This is a genomic window from Pseudomonas sp. 3A(2025), assembly GCF_054589175.1.
Window position 1 is genome coordinate 92,999 of sequence record NZ_BAAILM010000060.1, and the last position, 25,342, is coordinate 118,340.

At 58.8% G+C, this 25,342-nt stretch carries 31 protein-coding genes; 13 read left to right on the plus strand and 18 right to left on the minus strand.

Going from position 1 to position 25,342, the window contains the following annotated elements:
• Nucleotides 1-244: 244 nt before the first annotated feature.
• On the minus strand, nucleotides 245-1,000 hold the full coding sequence (gene cysZ, locus ACYP2A_RS21490) for a sulfate transporter CysZ (protein WP_459747911.1): 756 nt from the start codon (nucleotides 998-1,000) through the stop codon (nucleotides 245-247).
• Between the two features lie 265 nt (nucleotides 1,001-1,265).
• Between cysZ and ACYP2A_RS21495 the strand changes: the two genes are divergently transcribed.
• Complete coding sequence (locus ACYP2A_RS21495; protein ID WP_459747912.1) at nucleotides 1,266-1,865, plus strand: redoxin domain-containing protein; 600 nt, start codon at nucleotides 1,266-1,268, stop codon at nucleotides 1,863-1,865.
• A gap of 64 nt (nucleotides 1,866-1,929) precedes the next feature.
• Nucleotides 1,930-2,892, plus strand: a complete 963-nt coding sequence (trxB, locus tag ACYP2A_RS21500) for a thioredoxin-disulfide reductase (RefSeq protein WP_459747913.1) — start codon at nucleotides 1,930-1,932, stop codon at nucleotides 2,890-2,892.
• A gap of 207 nt (nucleotides 2,893-3,099) precedes the next feature.
• Here trxB and ACYP2A_RS21505 read toward each other — a convergent pair whose 3' ends face one another.
• The 7 genes from ACYP2A_RS21505 to ACYP2A_RS21535 all read right to left on the minus strand — a co-directional run bounded on the left by ACYP2A_RS21505 (nucleotide 3,100) and on the right by ACYP2A_RS21535 (nucleotide 7,009).
• Nucleotides 3,100-3,441: a HopJ type III effector protein gene (locus ACYP2A_RS21505; protein WP_459747914.1), complete on the minus strand. Its 342-nt coding sequence runs from the start codon at nucleotides 3,439-3,441 to the stop codon at nucleotides 3,100-3,102.
• Nucleotides 3,434-3,727, minus strand: coding sequence for a DUF1244 domain-containing protein (locus ACYP2A_RS21510; protein ID WP_459747915.1), 294 nt, complete (start codon nucleotides 3,725-3,727; stop codon nucleotides 3,434-3,436). Before ACYP2A_RS21510 ends, ACYP2A_RS21505 begins: the two co-directional genes overlap by 8 nt.
• Nucleotides 3,728-3,780: 53 nt before the next feature.
• On the minus strand, nucleotides 3,781-4,152 hold the full coding sequence (gene folX, locus ACYP2A_RS21515; protein WP_459747916.1) for a dihydroneopterin triphosphate 2'-epimerase: 372 nt from the start codon (nucleotides 4,150-4,152) through the stop codon (nucleotides 3,781-3,783).
• The gene (gene folE / locus ACYP2A_RS21520; RefSeq protein WP_459747917.1) at nucleotides 4,152-4,715 is read right to left on the minus strand and encodes a GTP cyclohydrolase I FolE; all 564 of its coding nucleotides are present in this window, start codon (nucleotides 4,713-4,715) and stop codon (nucleotides 4,152-4,154) included. Before folE ends, folX begins: the two co-directional genes overlap by 1 nt.
• Before the next feature lie 34 nt (nucleotides 4,716-4,749).
• Nucleotides 4,750-5,460, minus strand: a complete 711-nt coding sequence (gene folM, locus ACYP2A_RS21525) for a dihydromonapterin reductase (RefSeq protein ID WP_459747919.1) — start codon at nucleotides 5,458-5,460, stop codon at nucleotides 4,750-4,752.
• A 189-nt stretch (nucleotides 5,461-5,649) separates the two neighbouring features.
• Nucleotides 5,650-6,219, minus strand: a complete 570-nt coding sequence (locus ACYP2A_RS21530) for an antibiotic biosynthesis monooxygenase (protein WP_459747920.1) — start codon at nucleotides 6,217-6,219, stop codon at nucleotides 5,650-5,652.
• 175 nt (nucleotides 6,220-6,394) lie between these two features.
• Complete coding sequence (locus ACYP2A_RS21535) at nucleotides 6,395-7,009, minus strand: hypothetical protein (protein WP_459747921.1); 615 nt, start codon at nucleotides 7,007-7,009, stop codon at nucleotides 6,395-6,397.
• Nucleotides 7,010-7,188: 179 nt separating this feature from the next.
• On the opposite strand from ACYP2A_RS21535, the gene ACYP2A_RS21540 reads away from it, so the two are divergent.
• Nucleotides 7,189-7,641 (plus strand): flavodoxin, encoded by a 453-nt coding sequence (locus ACYP2A_RS21540; protein WP_459747923.1) that lies wholly within the window; start codon nucleotides 7,189-7,191, stop codon nucleotides 7,639-7,641.
• Nucleotides 7,642-7,651: 10 nt separating this feature from the next.
• Here the strand turns inward: ACYP2A_RS21540 and ACYP2A_RS21545 are convergent, their stop codons facing one another.
• The gene (locus ACYP2A_RS21545; protein WP_459747924.1) at nucleotides 7,652-8,752 is read right to left on the minus strand and encodes a hypothetical protein; all 1,101 of its coding nucleotides are present in this window, start codon (nucleotides 8,750-8,752) and stop codon (nucleotides 7,652-7,654) included.
• A gap of 113 nt (nucleotides 8,753-8,865) precedes the next feature.
• Nucleotides 8,866-9,318 (minus strand): hypothetical protein, encoded by a 453-nt coding sequence (locus ACYP2A_RS21550; protein WP_459747925.1) that lies wholly within the window; start codon nucleotides 9,316-9,318, stop codon nucleotides 8,866-8,868.
• Between the two features lie 250 nt (nucleotides 9,319-9,568).
• Between ACYP2A_RS21550 and ACYP2A_RS21555 the strand changes: the two genes are divergently transcribed.
• Nucleotides 9,569-10,090, plus strand: coding sequence for a hypothetical protein (locus ACYP2A_RS21555; RefSeq protein ID WP_459747927.1), 522 nt, complete (start codon nucleotides 9,569-9,571; stop codon nucleotides 10,088-10,090).
• A gap of 58 nt (nucleotides 10,091-10,148) precedes the next feature.
• Here ACYP2A_RS21555 and ACYP2A_RS21560 read toward each other — a convergent pair whose 3' ends face one another.
• Nucleotides 10,149-10,532 carry a hypothetical protein gene (locus tag ACYP2A_RS21560; protein WP_459747929.1) on the minus strand — a complete coding sequence of 128 codons (384 nt, stop codon included), beginning with the start codon at nucleotides 10,530-10,532 and terminating at the stop codon, nucleotides 10,149-10,151.
• Between the two features lie 229 nt (nucleotides 10,533-10,761).
• Between ACYP2A_RS21560 and ACYP2A_RS21565 the strand changes: the two genes are divergently transcribed.
• Nucleotides 10,762-11,301 (plus strand): hypothetical protein, encoded by a 540-nt coding sequence (locus ACYP2A_RS21565; protein ID WP_459747955.1) that lies wholly within the window; start codon nucleotides 10,762-10,764, stop codon nucleotides 11,299-11,301.
• A 2-nt stretch (nucleotides 11,302-11,303) separates the two neighbouring features.
• Here the strand turns inward: ACYP2A_RS21565 and ACYP2A_RS21570 are convergent, their stop codons facing one another.
• On the minus strand, nucleotides 11,304-12,107 hold the full coding sequence (locus tag ACYP2A_RS21570) for a SirB1 family protein (RefSeq protein ID WP_459747930.1): 804 nt from the start codon (nucleotides 12,105-12,107) through the stop codon (nucleotides 11,304-11,306).
• A 257-nt stretch (nucleotides 12,108-12,364) separates the two neighbouring features.
• On the opposite strand from ACYP2A_RS21570, the gene pdhA reads away from it, so the two are divergent.
• The 4 genes from pdhA to ACYP2A_RS21590 all read left to right on the plus strand — a co-directional run bounded on the left by pdhA (nucleotide 12,365) and on the right by ACYP2A_RS21590 (nucleotide 16,334).
• The gene (pdhA, locus tag ACYP2A_RS21575) at nucleotides 12,365-13,465 is read left to right on the plus strand and encodes a pyruvate dehydrogenase (acetyl-transferring) E1 component subunit alpha (protein ID WP_459747931.1); all 1,101 of its coding nucleotides are present in this window, start codon (nucleotides 12,365-12,367) and stop codon (nucleotides 13,463-13,465) included.
• Entirely contained in the window at nucleotides 13,455-14,441 is a 987-nt protein-coding gene (locus ACYP2A_RS21580) for an alpha-ketoacid dehydrogenase subunit beta (RefSeq protein WP_459747932.1), read from the plus strand. The genes pdhA and ACYP2A_RS21580 overlap by 11 nt, the downstream gene beginning before the upstream one ends.
• A 17-nt stretch (nucleotides 14,442-14,458) precedes the next feature.
• The gene (locus ACYP2A_RS21585) at nucleotides 14,459-15,562 is read left to right on the plus strand and encodes a dihydrolipoamide acetyltransferase family protein (RefSeq protein ID WP_459747933.1); all 1,104 of its coding nucleotides are present in this window, start codon (nucleotides 14,459-14,461) and stop codon (nucleotides 15,560-15,562) included.
• 130 nt (nucleotides 15,563-15,692) lie between these two features.
• Complete coding sequence (locus ACYP2A_RS21590; RefSeq protein WP_459747934.1) at nucleotides 15,693-16,334, plus strand: DsbA family protein; 642 nt, start codon at nucleotides 15,693-15,695, stop codon at nucleotides 16,332-16,334.
• A 77-nt stretch (nucleotides 16,335-16,411) separates the two neighbouring features.
• Here ACYP2A_RS21590 and ACYP2A_RS21595 read toward each other — a convergent pair whose 3' ends face one another.
• Nucleotides 16,412-16,675 (minus strand): YebG family protein, encoded by a 264-nt coding sequence (locus ACYP2A_RS21595; RefSeq protein WP_459747935.1) that lies wholly within the window; start codon nucleotides 16,673-16,675, stop codon nucleotides 16,412-16,414.
• Nucleotides 16,676-16,898: 223 nt separating this feature from the next.
• On the opposite strand from ACYP2A_RS21595, the gene ACYP2A_RS21600 reads away from it, so the two are divergent.
• Complete coding sequence (locus ACYP2A_RS21600) at nucleotides 16,899-17,372, plus strand: phosphate-starvation-inducible protein PsiE (RefSeq protein ID WP_459747936.1); 474 nt, start codon at nucleotides 16,899-16,901, stop codon at nucleotides 17,370-17,372.
• 62 nt (nucleotides 17,373-17,434) lie between these two features.
• Here the strand turns inward: ACYP2A_RS21600 and ACYP2A_RS21605 are convergent, their stop codons facing one another.
• From ACYP2A_RS21605 to ACYP2A_RS21625, 5 genes are all read right to left on the minus strand, one after another.
• A complete protein-coding gene (locus ACYP2A_RS21605) occupies nucleotides 17,435-17,779 on the minus strand; it encodes a DUF3509 domain-containing protein (RefSeq protein ID WP_459747937.1) in 345 nt (114 codons plus the stop codon).
• Nucleotides 17,780-18,043: 264 nt separating this feature from the next.
• Nucleotides 18,044-18,469 (minus strand): HPF/RaiA family ribosome-associated protein, encoded by a 426-nt coding sequence (locus tag ACYP2A_RS21610; protein ID WP_459747939.1) that lies wholly within the window; start codon nucleotides 18,467-18,469, stop codon nucleotides 18,044-18,046.
• A 248-nt stretch (nucleotides 18,470-18,717) separates the two neighbouring features.
• Nucleotides 18,718-21,069, minus strand: a complete 2,352-nt coding sequence (fecA, locus tag ACYP2A_RS21615) for a TonB-dependent Fe(3+) dicitrate receptor FecA (protein ID WP_459747940.1) — start codon at nucleotides 21,067-21,069, stop codon at nucleotides 18,718-18,720.
• A gap of 91 nt (nucleotides 21,070-21,160) precedes the next feature.
• The gene (locus ACYP2A_RS21620) at nucleotides 21,161-22,135 is read right to left on the minus strand and encodes a FecR domain-containing protein (RefSeq protein WP_459747941.1); all 975 of its coding nucleotides are present in this window, start codon (nucleotides 22,133-22,135) and stop codon (nucleotides 21,161-21,163) included.
• Nucleotides 22,136-22,145: 10 nt separating this feature from the next.
• Nucleotides 22,146-22,649 carry a sigma-70 family RNA polymerase sigma factor gene (locus tag ACYP2A_RS21625; RefSeq protein WP_459747942.1) on the minus strand — a complete coding sequence of 168 codons (504 nt, stop codon included), beginning with the start codon at nucleotides 22,647-22,649 and terminating at the stop codon, nucleotides 22,146-22,148.
• Between the two features lie 131 nt (nucleotides 22,650-22,780).
• Between ACYP2A_RS21625 and ACYP2A_RS21630 the strand changes: the two genes are divergently transcribed.
• Genes ACYP2A_RS21630 through ACYP2A_RS21640 form a run of 3 tightly spaced genes read left to right on the plus strand, consistent with a single transcriptional unit; the run spans nucleotide 22,781 to nucleotide 25,016 of the window.
• Nucleotides 22,781-23,128 carry a DUF3649 domain-containing protein gene (locus ACYP2A_RS21630; RefSeq protein ID WP_459747943.1) on the plus strand — a complete coding sequence of 116 codons (348 nt, stop codon included), beginning with the start codon at nucleotides 22,781-22,783 and terminating at the stop codon, nucleotides 23,126-23,128.
• Complete coding sequence (locus ACYP2A_RS21635; protein WP_459747944.1) at nucleotides 23,125-24,693, plus strand: PepSY-associated TM helix domain-containing protein; 1,569 nt, start codon at nucleotides 23,125-23,127, stop codon at nucleotides 24,691-24,693. Before ACYP2A_RS21630 ends, ACYP2A_RS21635 begins: the two co-directional genes overlap by 4 nt.
• Nucleotides 24,693-25,016, plus strand: a complete 324-nt coding sequence (locus tag ACYP2A_RS21640) for a DUF3325 domain-containing protein (protein WP_459747945.1) — start codon at nucleotides 24,693-24,695, stop codon at nucleotides 25,014-25,016. The genes ACYP2A_RS21635 and ACYP2A_RS21640 overlap by 1 nt, the downstream gene beginning before the upstream one ends.
• Nucleotides 25,017-25,342 lie beyond the last annotated feature (326 nt).

Consider the following 25,342-nt stretch of genomic DNA (forward strand, 5'->3'; position numbering starts at 1 on the left):
GCCTCGCAATAGCAGGGGCAAGAGGCCTGTTTGATTCAACGGATGTATAGAGTGCCAACGCAGAGGTGTCAGGCGAGCATTTGCCGAATATGGAAAATTGTTGCCGATAGAGCCACTGAAAAAAATTAAGAAGTCAGGCTGTTTTCTTTTTTGTTTGTAGGATTCTTCTTTTGTTTCTATACGGTGTTGTAATGAGTAAGTAAACGTGCAGGGCAAAGATTAAAAACTTTGCCCTGCTTATCCATCAACCCCGTGCGCCTGTAACTTCCTGCGCACCCCGTTCACGTACCCAGAACAACGTCGCCCCCGCCACCGCTGCCGGCATCATGAAGATATTGACGAAGGGAATCAGCAAAGCCGCATACACGCAGCCGCCAAAACTCAAACTGGCCCAGCGTTTGGCGCGTAGCCAGGCGAGCATGTCCTGCCAACTCATCTTGTGATTGTCGGCGGGGTAGTCGATGTACTGGATCGCCATCATCCACACGCCGAACAGCAGCCATAAAGGGGCCGCGATCAGGTTGACCACCGGGATGAACGACAGGATGAACAGGGCGATCACTCGCGGCAGCATATAACCCAGCTTGCGCAGTTCGCGGGACAGTGTGCGCGGAATCATGGCCAGCAACTCGGCCCAACTGAAGGGCGGCGAGTCGTCTACGCCGCGGATCACCGATTCGACTTTCTCGGACAAAAAGCCGTTGAACGGTGCGGCGATGATATTCGCCAGCAAAGTGAAGGTGAAAAACACCATCAGCAGCACCAGCACCACAAACAGCGGCCAGAGGATATAACTGAGAAAGCTCAGCCAGTGCGGCAAGGTGGGCATGAAGGTATCGACCCACATACCGAACTGGTGCATGGCCAGATAGACCAGGCCGCCAAACAGCACAAGGTTGATGCTCAGGGGCAACAGTACGAACAGGCGCAGGCCGGGGCGCATGATCAGTTGCAAGCCCTGAACGAGGTATTGCGGGCCGGTAAGGGCGGGTAAGGGCATCATGGTCTCCGAAAAATGCTCGAAGGCCGACCTTACCGGCTTTGCCGTAACGGTTAAAGAGAAGGTTTGCGGCCGCACCTTTCGCCTGGTTGACCGGCGTTCGCGATTGCCCGGCGCCTGGCGTAAAATAGTGGCCTGCCGTTTTCAACATAGGCGAAGTCTATGAAGTGGATTGTGAAACGAAATTTCCTTAATCTGCGCCACCCCGATAGGCTGGCGATCACTTTCCTGACCTATCCTTCCCCTTTCTGATCTGGAGTCATTCATGAGCGTACTGGTCAACAAGCAAGCCCCTGACTTTGATGCCGCCGCCGTATTGGGCGACGGTTCGATCGTCGACAGCTTCACCTTGTCTTCCCTGCGCGGCAAGTACGTCGTACTGTTCTTCTGGCCGCTGGACTTCACCTTTGTCTGCCCGTCGGAAATCATTGCCCACAACAACCGAATCGCCAGATTCCGCGAGCTGGGTGTTGAAGTGGTTGGCGTTTCGATCGACTCGCAATTCACTCACTACGCCTGGCGCAGCACGCCGGTCGAGAAGGGCGGCATTGGCGAAGTCGAGTTCACCATGGTTGCCGACGTCAAGCACGAGATCACTCGCGCCTACGGTATCGAGCACGATGCGGGCGTGGCCCTGCGTGCTTCGTTCCTGATCGACAAGGCCGGCGTGGTTCAGCACCAGGTGGTCAACAACCTGCCACTGGGTCGTGATGTCGACGAAATGGTCCGTCTGGTCGAAGCGTTGCAGTTCACCGAAGAGCACGGCGAAGTCTGCCCGGCCGGCTGGCGTCCAGGCCAGAAAGGCATGAAGGCCGACGCCCAGGGCGTTGCCGATTATTTGGCGTCCAACGCCACTGCCCTGTAAGACGCAGCCAATCTGATTACGCGATCAGCGCGTGTGCGCTGATCCACCCCGTTAGGAGTGTGTCATGTCTGATGTACGTCATTCACGAGTGATTATTCTCGGCTCCGGCCCTGCCGGCTACAGTGCGGCGGTATATGCCGCCCGTGCCAACCTCAAGCCGCTGCTGATCACCGGTATGCAGGCGGGTGGTCAGTTGACCACCACCACCGAAGTCGACAACTGGCCGGGCGATCCGCACGGTCTGACGGGGCCAGCCCTGATGGAGCGCATGCGCGAACACGCCGAGCGTTTCGAGACTGAAATTGTCTTCGACCATATCAACTCCGTTGACCTGGCCGGCAAGCCGTTCAGCCTCAAGGGCGACAGCGCGACCTACACCTGTGACGCGCTGATCATCGCCACCGGCGCCAGCGCCCGTTACCTGGGCCTGCCCTCGGAAGAAGCATTCATGGGCAAGGGCGTTTCGGCCTGCGCGACGTGCGACGGTTTCTTCTACCGCAACAAACCGGTGGCTGTGGTCGGTGGTGGTAACACGGCGGTGGAAGAGGCGCTGTACCTGGCCAATATCGCCAGCAAGGTAACTCTGGTGCACCGTCGCGAGACTTTCCGCGCCGAGAAGATCCTGATCGACAAGCTGCATGCGCGGGTTGCCGAAGGCAAGATCGAACTCAAGCTCAATGCGACCCTGGACGAAGTGCTGGGCGACAACATGGGTGTGACCGGTGCGCGCCTGAAGAACAACGACGGCAGCAGCGACGAACTGAAAGTCGACGGCGTATTCATCGCCATCGGCCACACGCCGAATACCACGTTGTTCGAAGGTCAACTGGCACTGAAGGACGGCTACATGGTTGTGCACGGCGGCCGTGAAGGCAATGCCACGGCTACTAGCGTAGAAGGCGTGTTCGCCGCCGGTGACGTGGCTGACCACGTTTACCGTCAGGCCATCACCTCGGCCGGCGCCGGTTGCATGGCGGCCCTGGACGTGGAACGTTATCTGGACGGCCTGGCCAACGTACACCTCTAAAAACTACCTGCGTTGTCATCGCTGCGTTAAAAACAGGCTCGGAATGCTTATGTACTTCAGTACATTCTGCTTCCTCGCCTGTTTTTGTGGGGCCGCCATCGGTATTGCGCTGACTGCCTCGCCTACGTTTTTAGAGGCACACTAACGCCTCGTTCTGATCACGTTTTGCGAGCAATAAAAAACCGGCCTTGCGCCGGTTTTTTGCTTTTACGCTTTACGCGTGAGCGGCTCAGCTTCGAACTTCACGCCGGCCAGGCCATGCGCGATCAGGGCGCGGATGTTGCCGTGGTCGCTGCCTTCAGGCGTGGCCTGGACCGAGCGGTAGTGCTCACCGAAGGCCAGCAACGCTTCTTCGTCGCTCAGGCCTTCGAGCAGGGCCAGGCCCAGGGTCTTGCACGAGCCTTCGTTTTGCCCGGCGGCGTTTTCTACGTCACCGTTGCGAAAGGCTTGTGGCTGGTAATCGTAGCCCTCGGCAATAAAAGCCAGGGTGTCGGCGAATGCGTGTTGGCCGCTGCGCAGGCTGGCGCGCAGGGTGGTCAGGTCAGTCATGCTTGGGTTCCTTGAAGGCGGCGAGTTGCTCGGCGCTGGCTTCTTGCTGGTAGAGCGATTTCCACTCGGTGTAGGGCATGCCGTAAACGACTTCCCGGGCATCGTCGAGGCTGACGTCGATCTGGCGCTCGTCGGCGGCGGCCTTGTACCACTTGGACAGGCAGTTGCGGCAAAAGCCTGACAGGTTCATCAGGTCGATGTTCTGCACATCCTTGCGGCTGTCCAGGTGTGCAACCAGTCGGCGAAAGGCGGCGGCTTCGAGTTCCAGGCGTTGTTGATCGGTCATAGAGATTGCTCGCTGATGTCGGGCGCTATCGAGGCGCGCAATGATAAGGCGGTTCAGCGCTGCCCGGCGAGGGTGATCGACACCGACTCGGCAAAGCGCAGCGCGTGGGGTTTGTCGACCTCGACCTCGGCGTAGGTCACAGCCTTGTGGCTCATGACCAGGTCGAGCACTTCCTGGGTCAGGCGCTCCAGCAGGGCGAAGCGATTGCCCTCGACGTGCTGGATGATTGCCTTGGTGATGGTGCGGTAGTTCAGGGCGTGATCAATGTCGTTGTCGCGCACGGCTTCCTGGGCGGCGTAGCAGATCGTCAGGTTGATCAGCACGTCTTGCTTGTTGAGAATCTCGTCTTCGTTGATGCCGATAAACGTACGCAGGCGCAGGTCCTTGACCCGAATGCGCGCGGTGCCTGGTTCCAGTCTGGCCATTAACCCTTGCTCCGTCCGATCAGTTGCAGAAACTCCATACGCGTGGTGCTCGACTCGCGGAAGGCGCCAAGCATCACTGAGGTGTTCATGGTCGAGTTCTGCTTTTCGACACCGCGCATCATCATGCACATGTGCTTGGCTTCGATGACCACTGCCACACCGGCAGCATGGGTCACGCCCTGAATGGCCTCGGCGATTTGCCGGGTCAGGTTTTCCTGAATCTGCAGGCGGCGGGCAAACATGTCGACCACCCGGGCAATTTTCGACAGGCCCAGCACCTTGCCGGTCGGAATGTAGGCCACATGCGCCTTGCCAATGAACGGCAGCAGGTGATGCTCGCACAGCGAATACAGCTCGATATCCTTGACGATCACCATCTCGTCGTTGTCGGACGCGAACAGCGCACCGTTGACGATTTCTTCAAGGCTTTGATTGTAGCCATGACACAGGTACTGCATGGCCTTGGCGGCGCGTTTCGGGGTATCCAGCAGACCTTCACGGTCTGGATCTTCGCCCAGGCCCACGAGAATGTCTCGGTATTGCTGTGGCAGGGATTCGCTCATCATCGGGGTCCTCGGGGCGGCTTGCTCAAGTGGCTTACTTAAGGTGCCGTCCACCGTTTACGGTCAGGGTTGTGCCGGTCACATAGGGGGTGTCGAGCAGGTAGCGCAGGCTCTGGTAGATCACCTCGGCACCGGGCTCGATTCCCAGCGCCGACTTGGCCAGGGTCTTGGCGCGGTATGCCGCGTCGTCATCGGGTTGGAACATCAGCAAGGCCGGGGCGATGCCATTGACCTTGATCTGCGGCGCCAGGCGTGCGGCGAACGACAGGGTCAGGCTTTCAAGGCCCGCCTTGCTGGCGCAATAGGCGGTGTGCTTGCTGCTGCCCTTGCGGGTCACGTCATCGCTGATATGCACGATGTCTGCGACCGCGCTGCGCTGCAGCAGTTCGGCACCGTGCAGGTTGATCAGGTAGGGTGCCAGCATGTGGATGCTGAACATCCGGGTAAAGACCTCAGCCTCGCTGCCCGGGGTTTCGGCCAGCCACTCGGAGGCATTGTGGACGATGGCACGCAGGCAGTCGGTGTGCTGCTTCAATTGTTCAATGAAGGCCATGATGCCGGCTTCACTGGAAAAGTCGGCGGGCAGGGCGATAGCACCGGCAGCACGCAACTGCTCGACGCCGGGGCGCAGGGTGCGGTAACTGATGATCACCGCCTGGCCGTCATCGAGCAGGCGCTGCGCACAATGCAGGCCGACGCGCTGGCTGGCGCCGGTGATCAGTATCGGTGCAATGCTGGGGGCCATCGACAGCTCACGAATCCACTCAGGCGCGATGATGGGAACACGATCCCATCAACAAGGTAGGAAAACAGCAATAAGCGGCAAAGTTATACCAATGCCGAACGCTGTACAACCTTGGGGCGGCCTGCTGTATCGGAGGGCGCGGCATGCAGCCGGCACCGGATTGTTTTCGGCACCGGCTACGCGCGTCGATCAGCGCGAGGAGGCCGATTCGGTGCTGCTGTGCGACGGTTGCGTACTGCCTTGCAGCCAAGGCGCCAGCAGGCGGGTCGAAAGAGGAATAAACAGGTACACCATCAGCGGCGTCAGGATCAGGGTACTGAACATGATGCGTGGCATCAGCTCCATCTGGCTGAGCAACGGGCCCAGCACAAAGTTGAACAGCAACGACACCGGAAAGAACGCCAGCCAGATGGCCACGGCCTGTTTCCAGCGCGGCGGGCGGGAGCCGGCGGCGCCAAACCAGCCGGCGATGCCGCTGGCGCGATGCTCCGAGGGCTGCTCGAACAGACCGCTGCCACGCACCAACCAAGCGCGTCGCGAGGCAGAATGCTCCCAGGCGTGCATTGTTTGCGCATCGGCAAAGCGGAAAATCATCTGGAATTCATTGTCCCCAGGCGGCGGGGCCAGCACGCCCGAACCCAGGTAGCCGGGAAAGTCGGTGGCCAGTCGTTCGCCTTCATGTAGCCAGGCGATAAGTTCCTGGTAGCGGCCGTGGGCAACACGGCGGGCCACCATCAAGGTGACGGGAGCGGTAGACATTGTGTATCTCCATGGGCGGTACGAGATTCCCGGGTAGGGAACTCATCAGGCACGGCGCCGGGGTGGTGGCAACGTGTCAGCTTCGGGTAAGAAGCAAGCAAGGATTATTCCTGAAATCCTGAAATACGCCATGGAAATCTGGTGCGGCAGGCAAACAGCTGATTCTGGCGGCGAGTCAACCGGCCAGCGTGTGCACGGCCGGATGCAGACGACGATGCTCGTTGAGCATGTACTGGCGCAGGCGCTCGGTGTCTTCGGGGTATTTTTCGCTGAGGTGATAGGCCGCCATGCCTTTCTCGGTCATGCGCTCCAGACGGCCGCGCATGGCGATCGGTGCGTGACCTGCCGGGTTGAACCAGGCCGAAAAATGCCGGGGCGGGTTGCCCTTGCGGCGGTATTCGATCAACACGCCCTTGAACGACACTTCGTGTACCCACAAAGGGGTCAAGGCACCGTGTTCGGTTTCCAATGGAATCGGTTGAGGCAGCACCAGACGCCATGGACGAATCTGCGGGCCTTCTTCATAGATACTGGGTGTACCGATTTCCAGATGCTGGGCATGAAACTCATCCTCCACCATCTGCAGTGGAAAGCTGATTTTCTGATTGTTGAACTGTGCCTGGATCGTCACTTGTTCACTGGCCGCCAGCCGCGCCAACAGATCCTGGATCTGGATACCGCCATTGACGATCAGGTTGCGTGTCGAGTCGCGCACGTTCAACTGAGGATTGCGCTGCATGCCCAGGATAAAATCCAGTTCGTCCTGGGTCAGAATTGTTTCAGGTTGCATGATGAAACCCGGATCGATCCGTTAAGTGGAAAAGAGACCACAAATTTCCTGGTGTGTTGTGACCGTTGGTCATTTTTTCGACGTCTGCACGCCATCGCCGTGCGGATCATTCTGCCGCACAAGCAGGCTGATCGAATGATGCATAATGCCTGAGTTTTTACTCTGTCATCGGAATCCTTATGAAAATCGCCATCATTTCCGGAACCGTCTTCGGCTCGGCAGAAGACGTTGCCCGTCATGCCGACAAGCTGCTGCGTGAGGCCGGTCACGAAACCCTGTTCAACACACGCCTGACCCAGGCCGAACTGCTGGCATTCGCGCCAGAAGCGCTGCTGGCGGTGACCTCGACCACTGGTCTGGGCGAGTTGCCCGACAACCTGCAACCGCTGTATTACCAGCTTCGCGACACCCTGCCGGCGGTCTTTCGCGGGTTGCCCGGTGGTGTCATCGCGCTTGGCGACTCTAGCTATGACGACACCTTTTGCGGTGGCGGCGGTTTGATTCAGGAACTGTTCGGCGAACTGGGCGTGAACGAGGTGCAGGACATCCTGCGTCTGGACGCCAGTGAAAGCGTGACCCCGGACACCGACGCCGAACCCTGGCTGGCCGAGTTTATCCAGAAGCTGGGCTGAGGCCGACCGATCAAGGCCTGCGCACCCGGCCCTGGGTTTTCATTTTCATGAACAGGTAGTCGAACAGGGTGAGCAGGCGGGATTTGCCGGCTTTCTTGCCGATCAGGCCCTCGAAAGGATTGATGGGGGCTTTTGGTTTGGCAGTGACCTTGGAGGCTTCGGGCTCTTCACGAAGTTCAAGACGTATTGTGTCGGACGCCTGAACGATTTTGTCCTTGATTTTGTGGTTGCGGCTGTAAGTGGCGAAATCACGGCTCAAAACATTGCCTTCACTGGGTTGAACTGAAAAATGATTCACCATCTGCGCCATAAATTTCAGGTCGCTATGCGTCGTGTAGGGGTGGTGGCCAGGGTCAAGAGAAAAGCGCAGAAACCCTTTATCCAGCAGCGTGCTATTGATAGCGGTTCCATTCAGGATGTGCTCGACGGTGGCTGCATAGGGTTCAGTGAATTTGACGCTTAACTGACGTCCCTGTATATCGTAGCTGTTTCCGGTATTCATGTTGACTAATGCGCGACCGTCATTATGTTGCCGATAATCCCCAATGTCTCTGGCTACGTCATCGACATACTGTAAGTCGGCACCTTGTTCCTGAGCATAGTTGTACATGCGTGAAAGCAGAGTGCGGTCTTGCTGTGTAAGAAACTCAACCTCAGGCCGGCTTATATTAAGGCTGTTCATTCCTGTTACCCCATCGCGCACGGGAGGCTCGCTATTGAAAAAAAGACGAGAAACAAGGGTTTTATAGCCTTCACGATGAGGGAATAGTGATAGCTGCGACGGCCGGTCTGCCTCATGAGCGCCGTCCGACTGCTCAAGAGCTGCAAACTGTCTGTAGTCATTCAGCGCTTTACTGGCTGAGTAGGTGAGCGTGTCACTATTGTTGCCCTGCAATTTAATAGCTCGTTGGGAAGGAGGCCGGACAAGGGCTGCATCGAAAGCTTCAGCCCGAATAGTTGCTTCGCTCAATAAAGAAGGTGTTATAGCTACGGTGCCGGGTATATTGGCTACCGTAGCCCCGGCATTATCAGCAGCTAACGTGTCAGGGGTTGCTATTGTCGGACGATAAGAATGGCTGATCAGTAATCCATTGCCATTGATGGTAGACATAGGGCTATCCATTCATTCTATGGGTGAATCCACATGGCGGCCTTGGTGAACCCAATGATTCCGTATGCAGAAGGCCAAATGGGGCTGCGCAGTGATGCGCAGTCCCGTTGCAATCAGTAGCTGACGCGAATCGTTACACTGTCTTTACCCGCAGGCCTGAGCGTTTGCCGCCCGCCCGTAATTTTGTGACGAATCAGCAGTCGTGATTCATGGCCGAATCTGAGCGAATTAAATGTATGTGCGATCCCGGCCGAATTTGGAACGATACCTTCACAAACGGGAGGATTGGCTCTTTGAGGACCATAAGGTTCGTAGCAGATTTCTACAGTTTCATTGATGGTTTCGTAAGGGTAGAAGGTTGTACGCCAGAGTATCTGCTCAATTTTCATAGGGCCTCCGAGCGGAGGGGTTGGTAAGTCTGCGAATCTGATACTGAATTGTGCAAGCCCGCTGCCAGCCAGTCGGAGATTTACGATGTCAGGTGCTATGGATTTCTCAATGGTCTTTTCTCCGGCGTAGCCATAGGCAGATCCCAGGATAAGTGCGGTAAAGAGTAGCGCTTTCATTATGCATTCCTTGTTTGTGTTTGGCTTTTTGAGTAAGGCCAATAAATTTTCAGTTTGTGGTGCTTGTATGTCGACGTATTAGTAAATGTTTAAACACATCGATAGCAGTTTTTCTGTAGTCCGCGCTCTGAGATGGGTGTAGGAATTTTCGGCTTTTTCTTAAATGTTGAAGCAGTCGTGCTTTGCTCTATCAAGTACCCGCAATGTCATCCGATAGAATGCCGAAATTAACTCGTCGTGGAGACAAAAAATGGAAGATGCATTTATCAGAATCAACGATCGGCTGGCGCATTACACGGCCAGGCCGGATCCGGCGTTTAGAACCGAGTCGGGGTATAAATCGGACGAAGAGGCGGTCATGCAGAAGCTTAGGCAATTCTGGGCAGATGAAAATATTCCGAATGATGTCAAGTTGTCGGGGTTTGAGCTTGATCTGGCTGACTTCGACCCCCGTAATACGAGTTTCAACGAAATGAAAACAATCGGCCTGCTCCTTCTGGATCTTGGCATTGTCGACTCGGCGACCCGTTCTGGGCTGGATTATGCCGGCGTAGAGTTTGATCGGAATGGCATGCAAATCAACAAGGACAAAAAAGTAAATGCCATTGCCTGGCTGCATATGAATCTGGATTTTCTAAAGAAAGAAATCAGCGAGGGGCACGGTTATGCACGAGATGGCCTGGTAAAATTTGAGCTGGCACTGACAGTCATGTTGGCGCTGGAGGATAAATCGAAGCGCTTTCATCCTGATTTTGTAGATGTACATGTTTGAGCGTTTTTTAATGAGTGTCCGGGTTTGTAAGAGGAAGCCGGACATCTCATGCGATCATTTACAAGGGCATTTTCACCGTTCCTCTGTAATGAGTTGGTTTGTCTTCCTCAATCCAGTCCAGAACGACCCGGAAGGTGCCTGTTCCCAGTTGTGAAGAGGGATCCAGTTGTTTGGATATCACAGTTTTCCATACGCCGTCTTGCAGCTTCTCAATGGTCACTGGCAAGCGCATCCCTCTTCGGGTGCGCAGCTCGATCCGGTGCGATGGTGTTGCGCAGTGCGCGGTATAAGGCCCATAAACAACCTTGTACTCACCCGGCTGAGCCATGCTTTCGTAAATGGTTTGAGTGACCTGCAGGCAGGATAGCGGATTGGCCAATGCTGGTTGATTAAAACCTGCAAGGCTAAATGCCAGTGCAAATGTAAGAATGAGTGCTTTCATGCTATGTTTCCTTTCGTTCTTGTTGTTTTTTGAGGTTAGGTCGATCAATGTTTTTAACCGACTAATAAAGCTTTAAGCACATTTCTGTCCTGCAGTGCTACCTGAAGATTATGTAGGACTTTTCTTTTCGCCTTGTAGGTCTTGTATGGTTTTTAATTTCACCCTTAATTAATCCTCGAAAACTCCGATAGTGCTGAAGTCATCACCGCACTCTTCAGGAGTACTCACCATGTCCAAACCCATCTGGGGCGACCTTCCGCCGTTTACCATCAGGCCTTCATCAATAACAAAGAAAAGTACGGTCAGCCCCACCAGTGCGCAGGCATTTCAGGTGCTCAGTGAAGTGGGCGAAAATGCCATTGCGCTCAATTCGCTGGCGATGGAAAAGAGCAACATGAAAAAACTGTTCAAGGGCTTCGACCCCGAACACATCACACCCAGGGAACTCAGCAAGGCGGGCACACTGCTGTACAAGAGCGGCTTCATTGATAATTTAACCGCTGACCTGATGAACCGTGCCGGCGCGGAGTTCGACAAGGCCGGTAAGGTCATCAATGCCGATGAGCCGATCAATGCGCTGGAATTTCTGGCCAATCAGATCGTGATCATGAGAGAGAAAACCGCGTGGGGCGACCCGTATGCGCAGACCTTGATGCCCGATTACGTGCGCGCCATTCATGTCATCCAGAATCTGCAGGCTTTCGCCAGTTCAGGCGACAGCTATGAAATGCAGAAGAGCAAGGCCGCGCAAAGAGATGGCATTCAATAACGCTAGTGCAGTGCGCGGCTGCCGGGTAGTTGGCTCAGTCGCGCGGCCAGCCTCAAGCGCTGCAGCGGGTCGTCGCTGAGCAGCAGGGCGTGTTCGAGGTCGAAGCGTTCGGCCTGCGGACAGTCGAGGGTTTCGTAGAGGCTGGCGCGGGCCATGTGGTCACTGCTGGTCGCTTCGCCGAGTTCGACGATGCGGTTGGCGTCCTTGAGGGCCGAGAGAAAGTCATCGTTGATCTGGTGCAGATGGCGCAGGTTACGTGACATGCGCTGTAACAGGCTCAAGGGGCTGGCACGGAGCATGTGTTCGGCGCGCAAGGTCATGTCCGGGCCGTACTGGCGCACCAGCAGCTCGCGGCAGTCCTTGGGGTATAGGCGGCGGCCGCTGCATGGGTCAAGTACATGATCGGCGCCGGGTACGCGCAGCAGGAAATGCCCCGGAAAATTCACGCCCTCCATGGGAATGCCCAGGCGCCGGGCGATTTCCATGGCCACCAGCGCAAGGCCCAACGGCTGGCCCCGGCGGCGTTGAACGATTTTGTGCAGCAGGGCGGATTCTGGCTTGGGCGGGTTCCACTCGTCACGCTGAAAGCCCAGGTTGATGAACTCGCGCAGCAGCGGCTGGGCCAGTTCGGTGACCGGCAGCGCGGGCAGCAGCGCGTTGATCTGGCGTTGCAGCCGGTCCATGTCTTCGAGGATCTGTGGTGGTGTAAAACCGGAGTCGTGCTCGGCACTGATCCATAGCGCCGCTTCAAATACCGCGATGGGCGTGCGTTGCAGGCAGGCCAGGCACTGTTGACGTGGAGTCATGATCTCCTCCCGCTCTTTCCTTGTTTCAAACCTGTTGTAGCCCTCTGGCCGGGTTTCGTCCAGCACTGGACGCACCAGCCACGCCGGCCGCGCATATTTTCCGATTCGGGCTACGATTGTGGAAGGTTCATGCTCAATACCATGAGCCTTTCGAGTGTCGGCCAACGCACCATTACCCGGTGCTGCCCGACGGTTCCATGCAGCCACAAGCTGCGAACCATGCGTACCACGCAGCCTCTGCGTGGCAGGAGTAGGCAATGTCCAATAACAACAATGAGCTTGCGTACACCCGTTATCTGGCCCCCGACGGCCACCTCATCGCACCGCTGCCCGCCTGGGCTGACGACTTCAACCTGCTGACAAGGCTGTATCGGCAGATGGTACTGACCCGCCTGTTTGACCAGAAAACCGTCGCCCTGCAACGCACCGGCCGCATCGGCACCTTCGCCCCAACCCTGGGCCAGGAGGCCATCGGCGTGGCCATTGGCAGCCTGATGCAGGCCGAAGACGTGCTGGTGCCGTACTACCGCGACACTGCCGTGCAACTGATGCGCGGGGTACGCATGGACGAGATTCTGCTGTATTGGGGCGGCGACGAGCGCGGCAGCGCATACGCGGAGCCTGCCGTTGCGCAGGACTTCCCTTTATGTGTACCGATTGCAACCCAGTCATTGCATGCCTGTGGCGTGGCCAGTGCTTTTAAAGTGCGCGGCGAGCATCGGGTGGCGGTCACTACCTGTGGTGATGGCGCGACCAGCAAGGGCGACTTTCTTGAGGCGTTGAATGTCGCCGGTGCCTGGCAATTGCCGGTGGTGTTCGTGATCAACAACAACCAGTGGGCGATTTCCGTGCCCCGGCGGATTCAGTGCGGTGCGCCAACGCTGGCGCAAAAAGCCATTGGCGCCGGGTTTCACGGTGAACAGGTCGACGGCAACGACATCATCGCTGTCTACGACCGGATGCGCATCGCCCTTGACCGTGCCCGCAAAGGCAAGGGGCCGGTGTTACTGGAGTGCCTGAGCTATCGACTTGGCGACCACACCACCGCTGATGACGCGACCCGCTATCGCTCGGCCGAAGAGGTCCGGCAGGCCTGGCAGGAAGAGCCGATCAAACGCCTGCAAAGCTTCATGGCCGGGCAGGGCATCTGGGATGAGGGCCGTGAGCAGGCGCTGATTGCCGAATGCCAGGCCTTGGTGCAAGACGCCGTCAACGCTTATGAAAGCCGCGCTGCGCAACCGCCCGAGTCGGCCATGGACCATGTCTATGCGCAATGGCCTGCGGCACTGGCCGAACAGCGCGAGTGGTTTATGGAGCGGGTCGCACGGCGTGAGGGGGGCGAACAGCATGAACAATGAAAAGATCACCTTGCTCGAAGCGGTCAACATGGCCCTGCACCGGGCCATGACCGAAGATGAAAACGTGGTGGTGCTGGGTGAGGATGTCGGCGTCAATGGTGGGGTGTTTCGTGCCACCCAGGGGCTGCGTGACAGCTTTGGTTTCAAGCGCGTGATCGACTCGCCGCTGGCCGAAACCATGCTCGGCGGGCTGGCAGTCGGCATGGCTGCACAAGGCCTGAAACCGGTAATGGAGATCCAGTTTCTGGGTTTTATCTATGCCGCCATGGAACACCTGGTGTCGCATGCCAGCCGCCTGCGCAACCGCACCCGTGGCCGCCTGAGCTGCCCGATGGTGTTGCGCGCGCCGATGGGCGCCGGCATTCGTGCGCCTGAACATCACAGTGAAAGCACCGAAGCGCTGTTTGCGCATATTCCCGGCTTGCGCGTGGTGATCCCGTCATCGCCGGCCCGGGCGTACGGGTTGCTGCTGGCCAGTATCGACGATCCCGATCCGGTGATTTTTCTGGAGCCGACCCGGTTGTATCGCATGAACCCGCAACCGCTTGTCGACGATGGCAAGCGCTTGCCGCTGGACACGTGTTTCACCCTGCGTGAAGGCAGCGATATCACGCTGGTGAGCTGGGGCGCCAGCGTGCATGAAACCCTGCAGGCGGCGCAGGCGCTGGCCGAGCGCGGGGTGTCGGCGGAAGTCATCGATGTGGCCTGCATCAAGCCGCTGGACCTGGACACCCTCGAAGCCTCGGTGCGCAAGACCGGGCGCTGCGTGATCGTTCATGAAGCGCCGCGCTCGTGTGGCGTGGGCGCAGAAATCGCCGCCAGCCTGTACGAGCGCGCCTTGCTCGACCTGCAGGCGCCGATTCAGCGTGTCACCGCACCCGATATCCCGCCGCCCCTGTACCGGCTGGAGCAGCTGTATATGCCGGGCGTCGAAGACATTCTGCATGCCTGCGATACCGCGCTGGACTACGCCTGAGACCCGAGGAGGTTGCGATGAAATTTTTCAAATTGCCCGACCTGGGCGAAGGTTTGCAAGAAGCTGAAGTGGTGCAGTGGCACGTCAAGGCCGGCGACAGCGTCAAGGCCGATCAACTGCTGGTGTCGGTCGAAACCGCCAAGGCGCTGGTCGATATTCCGGCGCCTTATGATGGGGTGGTGGCCAGGCTGTTTGGCGCCGATGGCGAGATTCTGCATGTGGGCGAACCGCTGATTGCCTTCGAAGGCGAGGGCGACAACGGCACCGTCGTTGGCAAACTGGAAGGCGGCGGCAGCCATGAAGATCAATTCTTCGTCGGTGCCGCGCCTTCGACCCGTGAGCACCTGGCCGCCCGTGCCACGCCTGCGGTGCGCCAGCTGGCCCGGCAACTGGGGGTCGAACTCAATGGCCTGACCGGCTCGGGCAATGACGGGCTGATCACCCGCAACGATGTGGAGGGTGCAGCCCAGGCCGAACGAGACCGCTTTGGCGGCCAGAAACTGCGCGGCGTGCGGCGCAGCATGGCGATCAATATGGCCCGCTCGCATGCCGAGGTGGTGCCCGTCACCTTGTTTGCCGACGCCGACCTGCATGCCTGGGGGCAGGCCCGCGACCCGCTGATTCGTATCGGCAAGGCCATGGCCGAGGCGTGCAAGGTCGAGCCGGTGCTCAACAGTTGGTTCGAGGGTAAATCGCTGTCGATTCGTCAACACGAACGGCTGGATCTGGGGATTGCCGTGGACACCCCGGACGGTTTATTCGTCCCGGTGCTGCGTGATGTGGGCGGCCGTAGTGCGCAGGATCTGAAAGACGGGCTAAGCCGCTTGCGCAATGATGTTAAGGCGCGTTCGATTCCACCGCAGGAAATGATGGGTGCCACCATTACCCTGTCGAACTTCGGCACGCTGTTCGGGCGCTACGCCAATCCGGTGGTGGTGCCACCGCAAGTGGCGATTCTCGGCGCCGGTGGCATTCGCGATGAGCCGGTGGCGGTCAACGGCGAAGTCGTGGTTCATCCGGTTTTGCCGTTGTCATTGACCTTCGATCATCGGGCGGTGACGGGCGGTGAGGCGGCTCGGTTTTTCAAGGCGCTGGTGCAGGCACTCGAGAAGCCCGAGTAAGTTCGGACAAGGCCAGCCGTGCCACGGCTGGCCTTTATTGGTGCTATTCCAGAAACAAACCTGAGCGTAATTCGGCGTTTTTCTGTGCATTTATCTCGATTAGTCTTTCGGTCTATCCACGAATGACAGGATGAATCCTTTGCGCATCGCCTACCTTTTTGACCCACTGTGCGGCTGGTGCTACGGCGCATCGCCGGTGCTTGAGCAACTGGTCAGCCTGCAGGAGTTTGCGGTAGAACTCTGGCCGACCGGATTGTTTGCAGACCGCAATGCTCGGGCAATGAACAAGAGCTTTGCCGAGTACGCCTGGTCGAACGACCAGCGTATCGAGCGCCTTACCGGGCAGCGTTTTACCGAGGATTACCAGAACAAGGTGCTCGCTGACCACGCCACACTGTTCGATTCCGGCCCCGCCACACGTGCATTGACCGCTGTGGCTGCCACGGCGCCAACGCTGGAACTGGCGGCCTTGAAAGCTATTCAGCAGGCGCGCTACATCAAGGGACTGGATATCACTGACAAGGATATTCTCGCGCAGACGCTTGACGATATCGGGCTCAAGCAAGCGGCGGATGTATTTTGTGCCCAGAGCGAAACGCTGCTGGCACTGAACGATGCACGCCTTGCGAAAAGTCGCGCAGTAATGGAAAGCCTGGGCGCCAATGGTGTGCCGGCACTGGTGGTCAGCCGCGGTAATGAAACGCGCCTGGTGAGTGCCAATGGGCTCTTTGCGAGCCTCGACACACTGCTGAACAGCCTGCGTACACTTTGATACAGCGGCTTGCAGCCTGACCCGTCAGCAGGGCGCTGCCCTTGCTTACGGGTCCTTTGCTCAATGTCGCGAAACCGTCACTCGGCTTCGGCACCATTGATCAGCTCGTTCAACGCGTCCGGCTGGCTCTTGAACGCGCGGGCAAACACATCGCGGTTCTTGGCCATATAGATGCCGGCTTCTTCAAGCTGCTCTTCCGTCAGCGACGGTACGGCTTTTTTCAACACGGACCCAAGCAACTCGGCGAGTTCCAGCATTTTGTCATGACGATCAGCTTCGGCTTTATCCATGAACAAACGCTCCAGATCTCGGCTGCTGCGGTATACCACTTCGACGGCCATTCACCACCTCACAAGCCTTTCAGATTGAATTACGATAGCTGTGTTTTTATACAGTGTCGAGCATACGCCATTCTTGCCTCTTATGCATAGTGGCTCATGCAGATCTTTTCCACTGTCAAACGTGCCTTGCGACAACGGGACGCGTCTACGAAGCTGGATCTGGCCTTGATCCTGCTTTACAAAGCTGGCCGCAATACCTGATTGGTTCTTGAGGAAATAGAAGATGAAGTGGGCAAACAACAGCCGCAAGCGCATGCATGATGGCGCCAACGCCATCGGGAACCTGCTGGTCGAAGGGTTTCATTATCTGGGGCTGTTTGCCATTGGCGGCGTCACGGCCTGGGCATCGGTCATGGCGTTCATGGAAATGCTCGACAAGGGCCATGCCAGCATCGATGACATTCTGCTGCTGTTCATCTATCTCGAACTGGGTGCGATGGTGGGGATCTATTTCAAGACCAACCATCTGCCGATCCGCTTTCTGCTGTACATCGCCATCACCGCGTTGACCCGCTACCTGATCGGCGATGTCTCGCACCACAAGGCGCCCGAAGTTGGCCTGCTGTACATGTGTGGCGGGATCTTTCTGCTGGCGCTGTCGGTCGTTGCCGTGCGCTATGCCTCGTACAAATTTCCGTCGAGCAAGGCCATCGATTCGACGGGCGAGTATGTGGGCGACAACGTCACGGATAAATAAAGCCGGACAACAAAATGCCCCGCCAGGTGCGGGGCATTTTCGTCAAGCGGCAAGCAGTCGGTTCAGATTCCGACCGAGAGGTTCGCACGATTGCGCAGCCAGTTGTGCGGCTGCACCGGGATGGTCAGTTGTTTGATCCGGTCGCTGTCGGTCATCGCCGCCAGGATGCTCATGGCGCTATGGCCCTGCTCGATGGCAATGCCGAACTGCACGCTTTCGATCAGGCGCCGCAAGCGCTTGGGTTCGTTGCGCTGCTCGGCGCTGATCAGCCGCTTGGCCACCACGCCGTCGTCGTTGGACAACGTCAGCATGATGCTGCCGTCCAGCCCTTGAATACTGAGGTTCACCCGGTAGTCGGGGTGAAACGTGTCAGTGATCATCTGAAAAGGATTGTCCGGATTGTCCATAAATTAATACCTGCTCATGGGGTCTGCATAAGTTGACCGGGTATTGATCCTTTTGGTTCTCAACGACAGATAAGCGGTCACGGATATGCCTGGGTCAATACAGCGTAGTCCCTCGGTTCACTTTGCGGTGGCACATGAGCGACTGTTCTGGTGTCGGTGGCGACGTGGACAACTATGCATGCTTCAGGCCAACGCCTGAAAAACACGCAGGCACAAAAAAGCGGGCCATCAAGGCCCGCTTTTGTCAGCGATCAGAGAGGTGGATCAGATGAGGCGAGCGACTTCTTTCTCCTGCTCTTTTTCAAGAAACTCTTCTTCCAGCAGCGCATCGGCGCTTTCTGTCGCGATCTCGTCCGGGGTCAGGACCACATTGCGTTGCTTGTCACGCAGCTTGCCCAGCAAGTGCTCCAGGGCGTGATCGAGTTTGACGGCGGCGCCGTCGATGGCCAGTTCGAGCGAGTCGGCCTTGTGGGTCACGGAAATTGGCTGGTGCCCTTTAGGGCGGGCCTCAAGCTGGCAACGAATATCGTTGGGGCCGGTTTTGTCGCCGTTTTCGTCGCGCAGATGGACTTCAACGCGGGTCAGGTAATCGTCATAACGTTCGAGCGTGCTTTCAAGGGTACTACGAACCCAATTCTCCAGTCGGATGCTGCTTTCGATGTGGTTATCGCTGTTGACCTGGATTTGCATAATTAATCCTTACTAGGGCTTGGCTCGTGCGAGGCGACACGTACGGCTCCTGAGCAGTCATACGTTTTTGTCTGCGCTCGAATACAGTGTTGGCGCCAAACGATTCATATTTCAAGCCCCCTTATGGAAGAAATATTTCGCACTAAAAAATTCACACATCTGTTCGCAGGAGCGGCTTCAGCCGCGAAAATCCAGAAAAATGCACATCTTCGCGGCTAAAGCCGCTCCTACGAGGTTAACTACCTGCCTCAGAATGCGACAGAGGTCTGCACATAAATGGTGCGTGGCTCGCCTACATATTTACCTTTGTTGTTGTCGTCGAACGAGCGGGTGAAGTATTCGCGGTTGAAAATATTCTTCACCCCGACCGCCACATTCAGGTCCGACAACTGCGGGCCGAAATCGTAGGCCGCACGGGTGCCGAACAGCATGTAGCCCGGAATCTTGCCGGTGCTGCCATCGGCGCTTTCGGCACGGGTGTTGGCGTTATCGGCAAACTGGTCGCTCTGGAACGCACTGTCGAGATTGAGCTTCCATGGCCCTTCGGTGTAGCTCACGCCCAGCGTGCCCTTGTGGCGCGACGAGAAGGGCACGCGGTTGCCCTTGTTCGGCCCGTCTTCACGGATGGTTGCATCGACGAAGGCATAGCTTGCGTATACATCGAAGCCCGCCAGCGCAGGCGTCAGGCCTTCAAGCGCATAGTTGATGCTGGTCTCGACGCCCTGATGACGGGTTTCGCCGCGAGCGATCACGCTGTCATTGGTCTGGTTGCTTTCGTACTGATTATCGAAGTTGATCAGGAACACGCCGATTTCTGCACGCAGGCCGCCGTCGTCATAGCGAGTGCCCAGCTCCCAGGTCCGGGCTTTCTCGGGTTTGACTTCGCCGCCAGCAACGCGGTTGGGCATCTGGCTGTACTGCACGCTGCCGAACGAGCCTTCGGTGTTGGCGTACAGGTTCCAGCTGTCGGTCAGGTGGTACAGCACGTTAAGCGCCGGCAGCGCGGTGTTGTAGTCGCCCTGGTATTTGACGTTGGTCAGGTTGTTGTTCTGCGCGGTGTCGATCATCTCGTAGCGAATGCCCGGCGTGATGGTCCACTTGCCGATGTCGATACGGTCGTCGAGGTAAAACGCATTGGCTTCGGTGGCGCCGCGGGTGTCGCGGTCGTTGCGGCTAGCGGTGGTCGGCAGGGCGCCAGTCAGCGGCTCGCGAAAGCGCAGCTCGTGGCCGGCCTCGTTGATGTAGCGGTAGCCGACGCCAACTTCGTGCCAGCTCTCGCCCAGCGCGAAACCTTGCGAAAAACGGGTTTCCAGGCCTCGCACCCAGTACTCGCGTGGCGACAGCGACATGAACGTGCCCTGGTCCAGATAGCCGCTGCGCAGGGTCTTGGTGAAGAAGGTATTGGCGGTGAAAACGCGCGCATCCTGCTCGTAGCGGTAGCCGAAGTTGGCCAGCGTGCGGCGGCCCCAGAACTTGTCTTTCAGGCGCGTGGACTGGTACGGGTCTTCCTTATAGGCCGCGACGCTCAGGCCGCCGGGCATGTCCGCTTCGCCCTCGTAGTACTGGGCCATGGCATTGAGGCTATTGGCCTCGTCGATCTGGTATTTGCCCTTCAGAATCAGGTCGTCGATCTGCGTGTCGCTGTGCTCGCGCCAGTCGCCGCCACGCACGCCGGAGTACAGAATCGCGCCGCCCAGGCCGTTGTCGGCGGTGCCGCCGGCCAGCAAATTACCGGTGGTCTTGAAGCCGTCCTGGCTGGACGACGGGCTGACCTGGGTCTGAACGCTGCCCTTGACCGTCGGCTTATCGGGAATGGCGCGGGTCACGAAGTTGACGATGCCGCCGACGTTCTGTGGGCCATAACGCACCGCGCCGCCGCCGCGTACCACGTCGACCGCATCCATGTTGCCAAGGCTGATCGGCGCCAGCGACAACTGCGGCTGGCCGTACGGCGCGAAGGGCACCGGGATGCCGTCCATCAGCACCGTGGAACGCGATGCCAGGCGCGGGTTGAGGCCGCGAATGCCGAAGTTCAGCGCCATGTCATGGCTACCGGTGCCATTGTTTTCCGGCGCGTTGACGCCGGGAATACGATTGAGCACTTCGCGGGCGCTGCTGGCGCCGACGCGCTCGAACTCCTCACGACGGATCACGTCACGGGCGCCGGCATGTTCAAAGACGTTGTCCTGCTTGGCCTCGCCCAGCCAGTCGCCGACGATGCTCGATGCACCCAGCTCGATCGGTGCATTGACCGCTGTGTTCACCACCGGTTGCAGGGTAAACCCGTCCTGGCCATCGGCCTGCGCCTGCAAGCCGGTGCCGTCCAGCAATGCTGCAAGACCCTGCTCGGGCGTGAACTGGCCTTGCAGGCCACGGCTGCGCAAGCCCTGGGTCAGTTGCGAGCCATAGGAAATCAGCACGCCCGACTCACGGCCAAACTGATTCAGCGCTGCTTCCAGCTCGCTGGGGGCAATGTGATAGGCCTTGGCCGGGGCGTCGGCATACGCCAGCGGCAGACCGGCCAGCGACAGGCCGGCACCAAAGATGACATGGCGCAGCGTGCGCACCAGCGGGGACAGTGGAAGAGGGCGAGCAGACATTCGGACGTCCTTTGACGTAAGGGGTTGAGAGGTGCTTTCCCTGTCTGTCACGCGAGCAATCAAAAACGGCTCACCGGATTTGAAATTTTTTCTAAGCCTTGGCCTGCACCGTCACCCAATAGCGGGTAACGCGCTGCACCTTCACCGGCAACGCTACTTCCAGCATGTCCAGAATCCGCTCGCTGTCGGCCAGCGGATAACTGCCGGAAATCAACAGGTCAGCCACCTTGTCATCGCATTTCAGCCGGCCACGACGGTAGCGGCCCAGCTCTTGAACAAAGTCCGCCAGGCGCATGCGCGAGGCCACCAGCATGCCGTCGGCCCACGCGCCGTTGCTGGCGTCCAGCGCCTGCACCTGGCCCCAGGCATTGCGGTCGAAACTGACCTGCTGACGGGCTTGCAGCAGCAACGCCGGGCCACTGTGCGCCGTGGGTTGCAGTTGCAACGTGCCGTCCAGCAGCGCCAGGTGCGTGCGCCCCTCGAACTGACGCACATTGAAGCGGCTGGCCGCGTTACCCGCCTGAATCCGGCCTTCGCCGGTCAGCAGGTTCAGCGGGCGTGAGTCGGCAGCGGCCGTCATCAGCATTTCACCCTGCAACAGGCGGATCAGCCGCTGGCCGCTGTCGTAACGCACGTCTACGGCGCTGGCGGTATTGAGCTGCAACTGGCTGCCGTCGCTCAGCGCTACCTTGCGGCGTTCACCCACTTTGCTGCTGTAGTCGGCCAGCAACGATTGCATGGCCTGCTCGTCGCGCAGGCTCCAGCCCAGCGTGCCGCCCACCCCCAATAGCACCAGCAGCTTGAGCGCGTGACGCCGGCCGGCCGATTTCGGCGCACCCAGGGCAGCATGCGCCAAGGGTGAAGACAAACCGCCCAGGCGCTGATTGACCCGCTGGATATGCGCCCAGGCGCGCTGGTGCTCACTGTGACCGTTAAGCCATTGCTGCCAGGCCTGCTGGCGTGCAGCGCTGAGTGCGCCTTCTTGCATTTCGATCAGCCAGGCCACGGCCTGACGCGCCACGGCGGGGGCGATATCGGATTTGTTCAGCGATTCGCTGTTGTTCATGAATATCGACTCACAGCGCGAAATAGCAACGCAACGCGGCCTTGTTCAGGTGACGCTTGACTGTCGCGATGGAGATGCCCAGTTGGGCGGCAATTTCGCCATGGCTCAGGCCATCGACCTGCGACAGCAAAAAAGCGCGCTTTACCGCCATTGGCAAGCCATCGAGCAAACGGTCCAGCTCGACCAGCGTTTCGAAAATGATCGCCCGGTCTTCTTCGGACGGCGCCACACACTCCGGCAGTTCGGCCAGTGCCTGATACCAGGCACGCTCCAGATCCTGGCGCCGGTAATGGTTGCTCAGCACCCGTTTGGCAATCGTCGTCAGGAACGCCCGAGGCTCGACCAGTTGCGGCGTATCACGGGCCAGCAGCACCTTGACGAAGGTGTCCTGAGCCAGGTCGGCGGCATTGTCCGGGCAGCCCAGGCGCCGGCGCAACCACGTGGTCAGCCAGGAATGATGATCCTGATACAGGCCTTCAAAGCTTGGGTGCACGGCAGGCTGGGCTGTGGGCATGGCGGTGTGCGATCCACGACGGAAGGAGAAGAGGGCGCAGATTCTGGCAGACTCTTTTGCGCGTGAGAATATTTATCATTACTATTGGCCGCGCTTTTCTCCCTATTCTCTTGTCAGTCGCGAGTCTCCCGATGGACGGCACGGTTACCAGCACTCCCCCAAAAGCCACGTCGCGTGTGCCCAAGGCCAGGCAGGCGGGCGTTTCAGTGGCCTATCGTCTGGCCGTGGCCTCGCGCTTTCTGGCGGCGACCTTTGCCGGTTACCTGCTGGCTTCGCTGTTCAGTGTATGCCTGACCCGCTGGTTGCCGTTGCCACGCGCCGAGGCGGTGCTGACCGGCATGATGCTGTCGTTCCTGGCGTACCTGGGTGCGTTCATCTGGTGCTTCGCTTGCCGCACGGCCTGGCGGGCATGGGGCGGCGTGCTGTTGCCATGTGCAGTCCTTGGCGCCGTCTATGGCTGTGACCGGTGGCTGCTATGAAAGAGGGTTTTCGCCAAGCCATGGCCTGGCTGCACACCTGGTTGGGGCTGATCTTCGGCTGGTTGCTGTTTGCGATTTTCCTGACCGGCACGCTGTCGTACTTCAGGGCTGAAATCACCCACTGGATGACCCCCGAAGTCACTGCGCACACCCTGAACGCCGGCAACAGCGTGCGCCTGGCGCAGGATTACCTGCAACGCAGCGCGCCCACCGCGACGCGCTGGTTCATCAACCTGCCCGATGCGCGCGAGCCGGGTCTGGGCGTGATGTCGATGATGCCGGGCAAGCCGGGCGAGCGCGGCAAGTTCGAGCGCAAGACCCTCGATGCACAGACCGGCGCCGAGGTGCAGGCGCGCAAGACCCGTGGTGGCGACTTCTTCTACCGTTTCCACTTCCAGCTGGAAATGCCGCACCCGTGGGGGCGCTGGCTGGCCACCATGGCGGCTATGGTGATGTTCATCGGGCTGATCACCGGGATCATTGTGCACAAGAAGATCTTCAAGGAGTTCTTCACCTTCCGCCCCGGCAAGGGCCAGCGCTCCTGGCTGGACGGGCATAACGCGCTGGGCATTCTGGTGCTGCCATTCCACCTGATGATCACCTACAGCAGCTTGCTGTTTTTCATGTCGATGGTCATGCCGGCAAGCATTCTGAGCACCTACGGCACCGATTCACGGGCCTATTACGATGAGCTGTACCCGGCCTCGGTCACCCCCAAGGCGCAGAACGTGCCCGCCGGCATGGTCGCGTTCGATTCACTTTTGCAGGTGGCTAACCAGCGTTGGGGCGAGAACCGTGTCGGGCGGCTGATTATCAATAATCCGGGTGATGCCAGCGCGTCGGTGGTGATCTATCGCGACACCCACGACCGTGTGGTCCGCCGCAGCGGCGATATCCTGACCTTCGATGCCACCAGTGGCGTGTTGCAGTCCGACAGCGGTCCGGACAAAGGCGTGCCGTCGGTGGTCACCGAGGCGTTTTACGACTTGCACATGGGCCAGTTCGCCGGCCCGGTGATGCGCTGGCTGTACTTCATCTTCGGTATCGCCGGCACCGCCGTGATCGGTACCGGGCTGGTGATGTGGCTGGGCAAGCGCGCCCTCAAGCACGCCAAGGCCGGCGTCTTGCCGTTCGAGTTGCGTCTGGTACAAGTGTTGAACATCGCCAGCATGGCCGGGCTGATGATCGCCGTAGCGGCGGTGTTCTGGGCCAACCGCTTGTTGCCGGCCAGCATGGCCGGGCGCGAGAAGTGGGAAGTGAATGCGTTCTTCATCCTCTGGGGTCTGTCGGTGCTGCATGCGCTGTTGCGTAACGGGCAAACCGCCTGGCGCGAACAACTGGGCTTTGCCGCGCTGCTGTTTGCAGGCTTGCCGCTGCTGGATTTACTCACCAGCCGCGCACACCTGATCGAGTCCTTGCGCGCAGGTGACTGGGTGCTGATCGGCTTCGACCTGACCGCGCTGGGCACCGGGCTGATTCTGGGCTGGGCGGCGCTGAAATTCCGCAACAGGCCGGCCGTGGTCAAGCCTGCGCGCAAGCTGGTTGCCGCACAGGAGGCCAACTGATGTTGCTGCCTGCGTTGCTGTGCTATGTCGGCTTCACCGCGTTGTGCCTGTCGATGGAACGTCATTACAGCGACCTGCTGGCCGGCAAGCCGAGCCTGCGCCGCCGTCGTCTGCTCAAGGCAACGGGCTGGTTGCTGCTGGTGGGATCAAGCTGGGCAGCGGTCGGCGCCGAAGGCTGGACCATGGGCCTGGTGAAGTGGAGTGCAGTGTTGATGGCAAGCGCCGTGCTGCTGGTGTTTCTGATGCCTTACCGCCCGCGCTGGGTGCTTGGCCTGGCCGGCGCCGGCCTGTTGCTCAGCCCGCTGGCGGCATGGTTATCATAGGTCAGCACTGTCGCGCAGCAAACACGGGCTCACTCTCATCAAACATAAAATAACTTATTGATTTTATTGAATTAAAAAAACACCAACCTGTAGGAGGCAGCTCTGCTGGCGATTGAGCGCAAAGCGCTCACAGAAATTTCTGAAACGCTGACATTTTACGACTGCTGCGCAGCCGATCGCGGGCAGAGCCCCCTCCTACAGGTTGATCTGCACCCCAAAAGTTGGACACCCATCTGACTTTCTGGGGTGTTTTCATGGGCAAGTACTCTACGCAGTTCAAAATCACAGCGGTCAAGGACTACATCGACGGCATCGATGGATTTCGC

Excerpts from the sequence above, each read along its gene's own strand:
- cysZ (WP_459747911.1), bottom strand. The coding sequence starts at position 1,000 with ATGCCCTTACCCGCCCTTACCGGCCCGCAATACCTCGTTCAGGGCTTG.
- ACYP2A_RS21495 (WP_459747912.1), top strand. The coding sequence starts at position 1,266 with ATGAGCGTACTGGTCAACAAGCAAGCCCCTGACTTTGATGCCGCCGCC.
- trxB (WP_459747913.1), top strand. The coding sequence starts at position 1,930 with ATGTCTGATGTACGTCATTCACGAGTGATTATTCTCGGCTCCGGCCCT.
- ACYP2A_RS21505 (WP_459747914.1), bottom strand. The coding sequence starts at position 3,441 with ATGACTGACCTGACCACCCTGCGCGCCAGCCTGCGCAGCGGCCAACAC.
- ACYP2A_RS21510 (WP_459747915.1), bottom strand. The coding sequence starts at position 3,727 with ATGACCGATCAACAACGCCTGGAACTCGAAGCCGCCGCCTTTCGCCGA.
- folX (WP_459747916.1), bottom strand. The coding sequence starts at position 4,152 with ATGGCCAGACTGGAACCAGGCACCGCGCGCATTCGGGTCAAGGACCTG.
- folE (WP_459747917.1), bottom strand. The coding sequence starts at position 4,715 with ATGAGCGAATCCCTGCCACAGCAATACCGAGACATTCTCGTGGGCCTG.
- folM (WP_459747919.1), bottom strand. The coding sequence starts at position 5,460 with ATGGCCCCCAGCATTGCACCGATACTGATCACCGGCGCCAGCCAGCGC.
- ACYP2A_RS21530 (WP_459747920.1), bottom strand. The coding sequence starts at position 6,219 with ATGTCTACCGCTCCCGTCACCTTGATGGTGGCCCGCCGTGTTGCCCAC.
- ACYP2A_RS21535 (WP_459747921.1), bottom strand. The coding sequence starts at position 7,009 with ATGCAACCTGAAACAATTCTGACCCAGGACGAACTGGATTTTATCCTG.
- ACYP2A_RS21540 (WP_459747923.1), top strand. The coding sequence starts at position 7,189 with ATGAAAATCGCCATCATTTCCGGAACCGTCTTCGGCTCGGCAGAAGAC.
- ACYP2A_RS21545 (WP_459747924.1), bottom strand. The coding sequence starts at position 8,752 with ATGTCTACCATCAATGGCAATGGATTACTGATCAGCCATTCTTATCGT.
- ACYP2A_RS21550 (WP_459747925.1), bottom strand. The coding sequence starts at position 9,318 with ATGAAAGCGCTACTCTTTACCGCACTTATCCTGGGATCTGCCTATGGC.
- ACYP2A_RS21555 (WP_459747927.1), top strand. The coding sequence starts at position 9,569 with ATGGAAGATGCATTTATCAGAATCAACGATCGGCTGGCGCATTACACG.
- ACYP2A_RS21560 (WP_459747929.1), bottom strand. The coding sequence starts at position 10,532 with ATGAAAGCACTCATTCTTACATTTGCACTGGCATTTAGCCTTGCAGGT.
- ACYP2A_RS21565 (WP_459747955.1), top strand. The coding sequence starts at position 10,762 with ATGTCCAAACCCATCTGGGGCGACCTTCCGCCGTTTACCATCAGGCCT.
- ACYP2A_RS21570 (WP_459747930.1), bottom strand. The coding sequence starts at position 12,107 with ATGACTCCACGTCAACAGTGCCTGGCCTGCCTGCAACGCACGCCCATC.
- pdhA (WP_459747931.1), top strand. The coding sequence starts at position 12,365 with ATGTCCAATAACAACAATGAGCTTGCGTACACCCGTTATCTGGCCCCC.
- ACYP2A_RS21580 (WP_459747932.1), top strand. The coding sequence starts at position 13,455 with ATGAACAATGAAAAGATCACCTTGCTCGAAGCGGTCAACATGGCCCTG.
- ACYP2A_RS21585 (WP_459747933.1), top strand. The coding sequence starts at position 14,459 with ATGAAATTTTTCAAATTGCCCGACCTGGGCGAAGGTTTGCAAGAAGCT.
- ACYP2A_RS21590 (WP_459747934.1), top strand. The coding sequence starts at position 15,693 with ATGAATCCTTTGCGCATCGCCTACCTTTTTGACCCACTGTGCGGCTGG.
- ACYP2A_RS21595 (WP_459747935.1), bottom strand. The coding sequence starts at position 16,675 with ATGGCCGTCGAAGTGGTATACCGCAGCAGCCGAGATCTGGAGCGTTTG.
- ACYP2A_RS21600 (WP_459747936.1), top strand. The coding sequence starts at position 16,899 with ATGAAGTGGGCAAACAACAGCCGCAAGCGCATGCATGATGGCGCCAAC.
- ACYP2A_RS21605 (WP_459747937.1), bottom strand. The coding sequence starts at position 17,779 with ATGGACAATCCGGACAATCCTTTTCAGATGATCACTGACACGTTTCAC.
- ACYP2A_RS21610 (WP_459747939.1), bottom strand. The coding sequence starts at position 18,469 with ATGCAAATCCAGGTCAACAGCGATAACCACATCGAAAGCAGCATCCGA.
- fecA (WP_459747940.1), bottom strand. The coding sequence starts at position 21,069 with ATGTCTGCTCGCCCTCTTCCACTGTCCCCGCTGGTGCGCACGCTGCGC.
- ACYP2A_RS21620 (WP_459747941.1), bottom strand. The coding sequence starts at position 22,135 with ATGAACAACAGCGAATCGCTGAACAAATCCGATATCGCCCCCGCCGTG.
- ACYP2A_RS21625 (WP_459747942.1), bottom strand. The coding sequence starts at position 22,649 with ATGCCCACAGCCCAGCCTGCCGTGCACCCAAGCTTTGAAGGCCTGTAT.
- ACYP2A_RS21630 (WP_459747943.1), top strand. The coding sequence starts at position 22,781 with ATGGACGGCACGGTTACCAGCACTCCCCCAAAAGCCACGTCGCGTGTG.
- ACYP2A_RS21635 (WP_459747944.1), top strand. The coding sequence starts at position 23,125 with ATGAAAGAGGGTTTTCGCCAAGCCATGGCCTGGCTGCACACCTGGTTG.
- ACYP2A_RS21640 (WP_459747945.1), top strand. The coding sequence starts at position 24,693 with ATGTTGCTGCCTGCGTTGCTGTGCTATGTCGGCTTCACCGCGTTGTGC.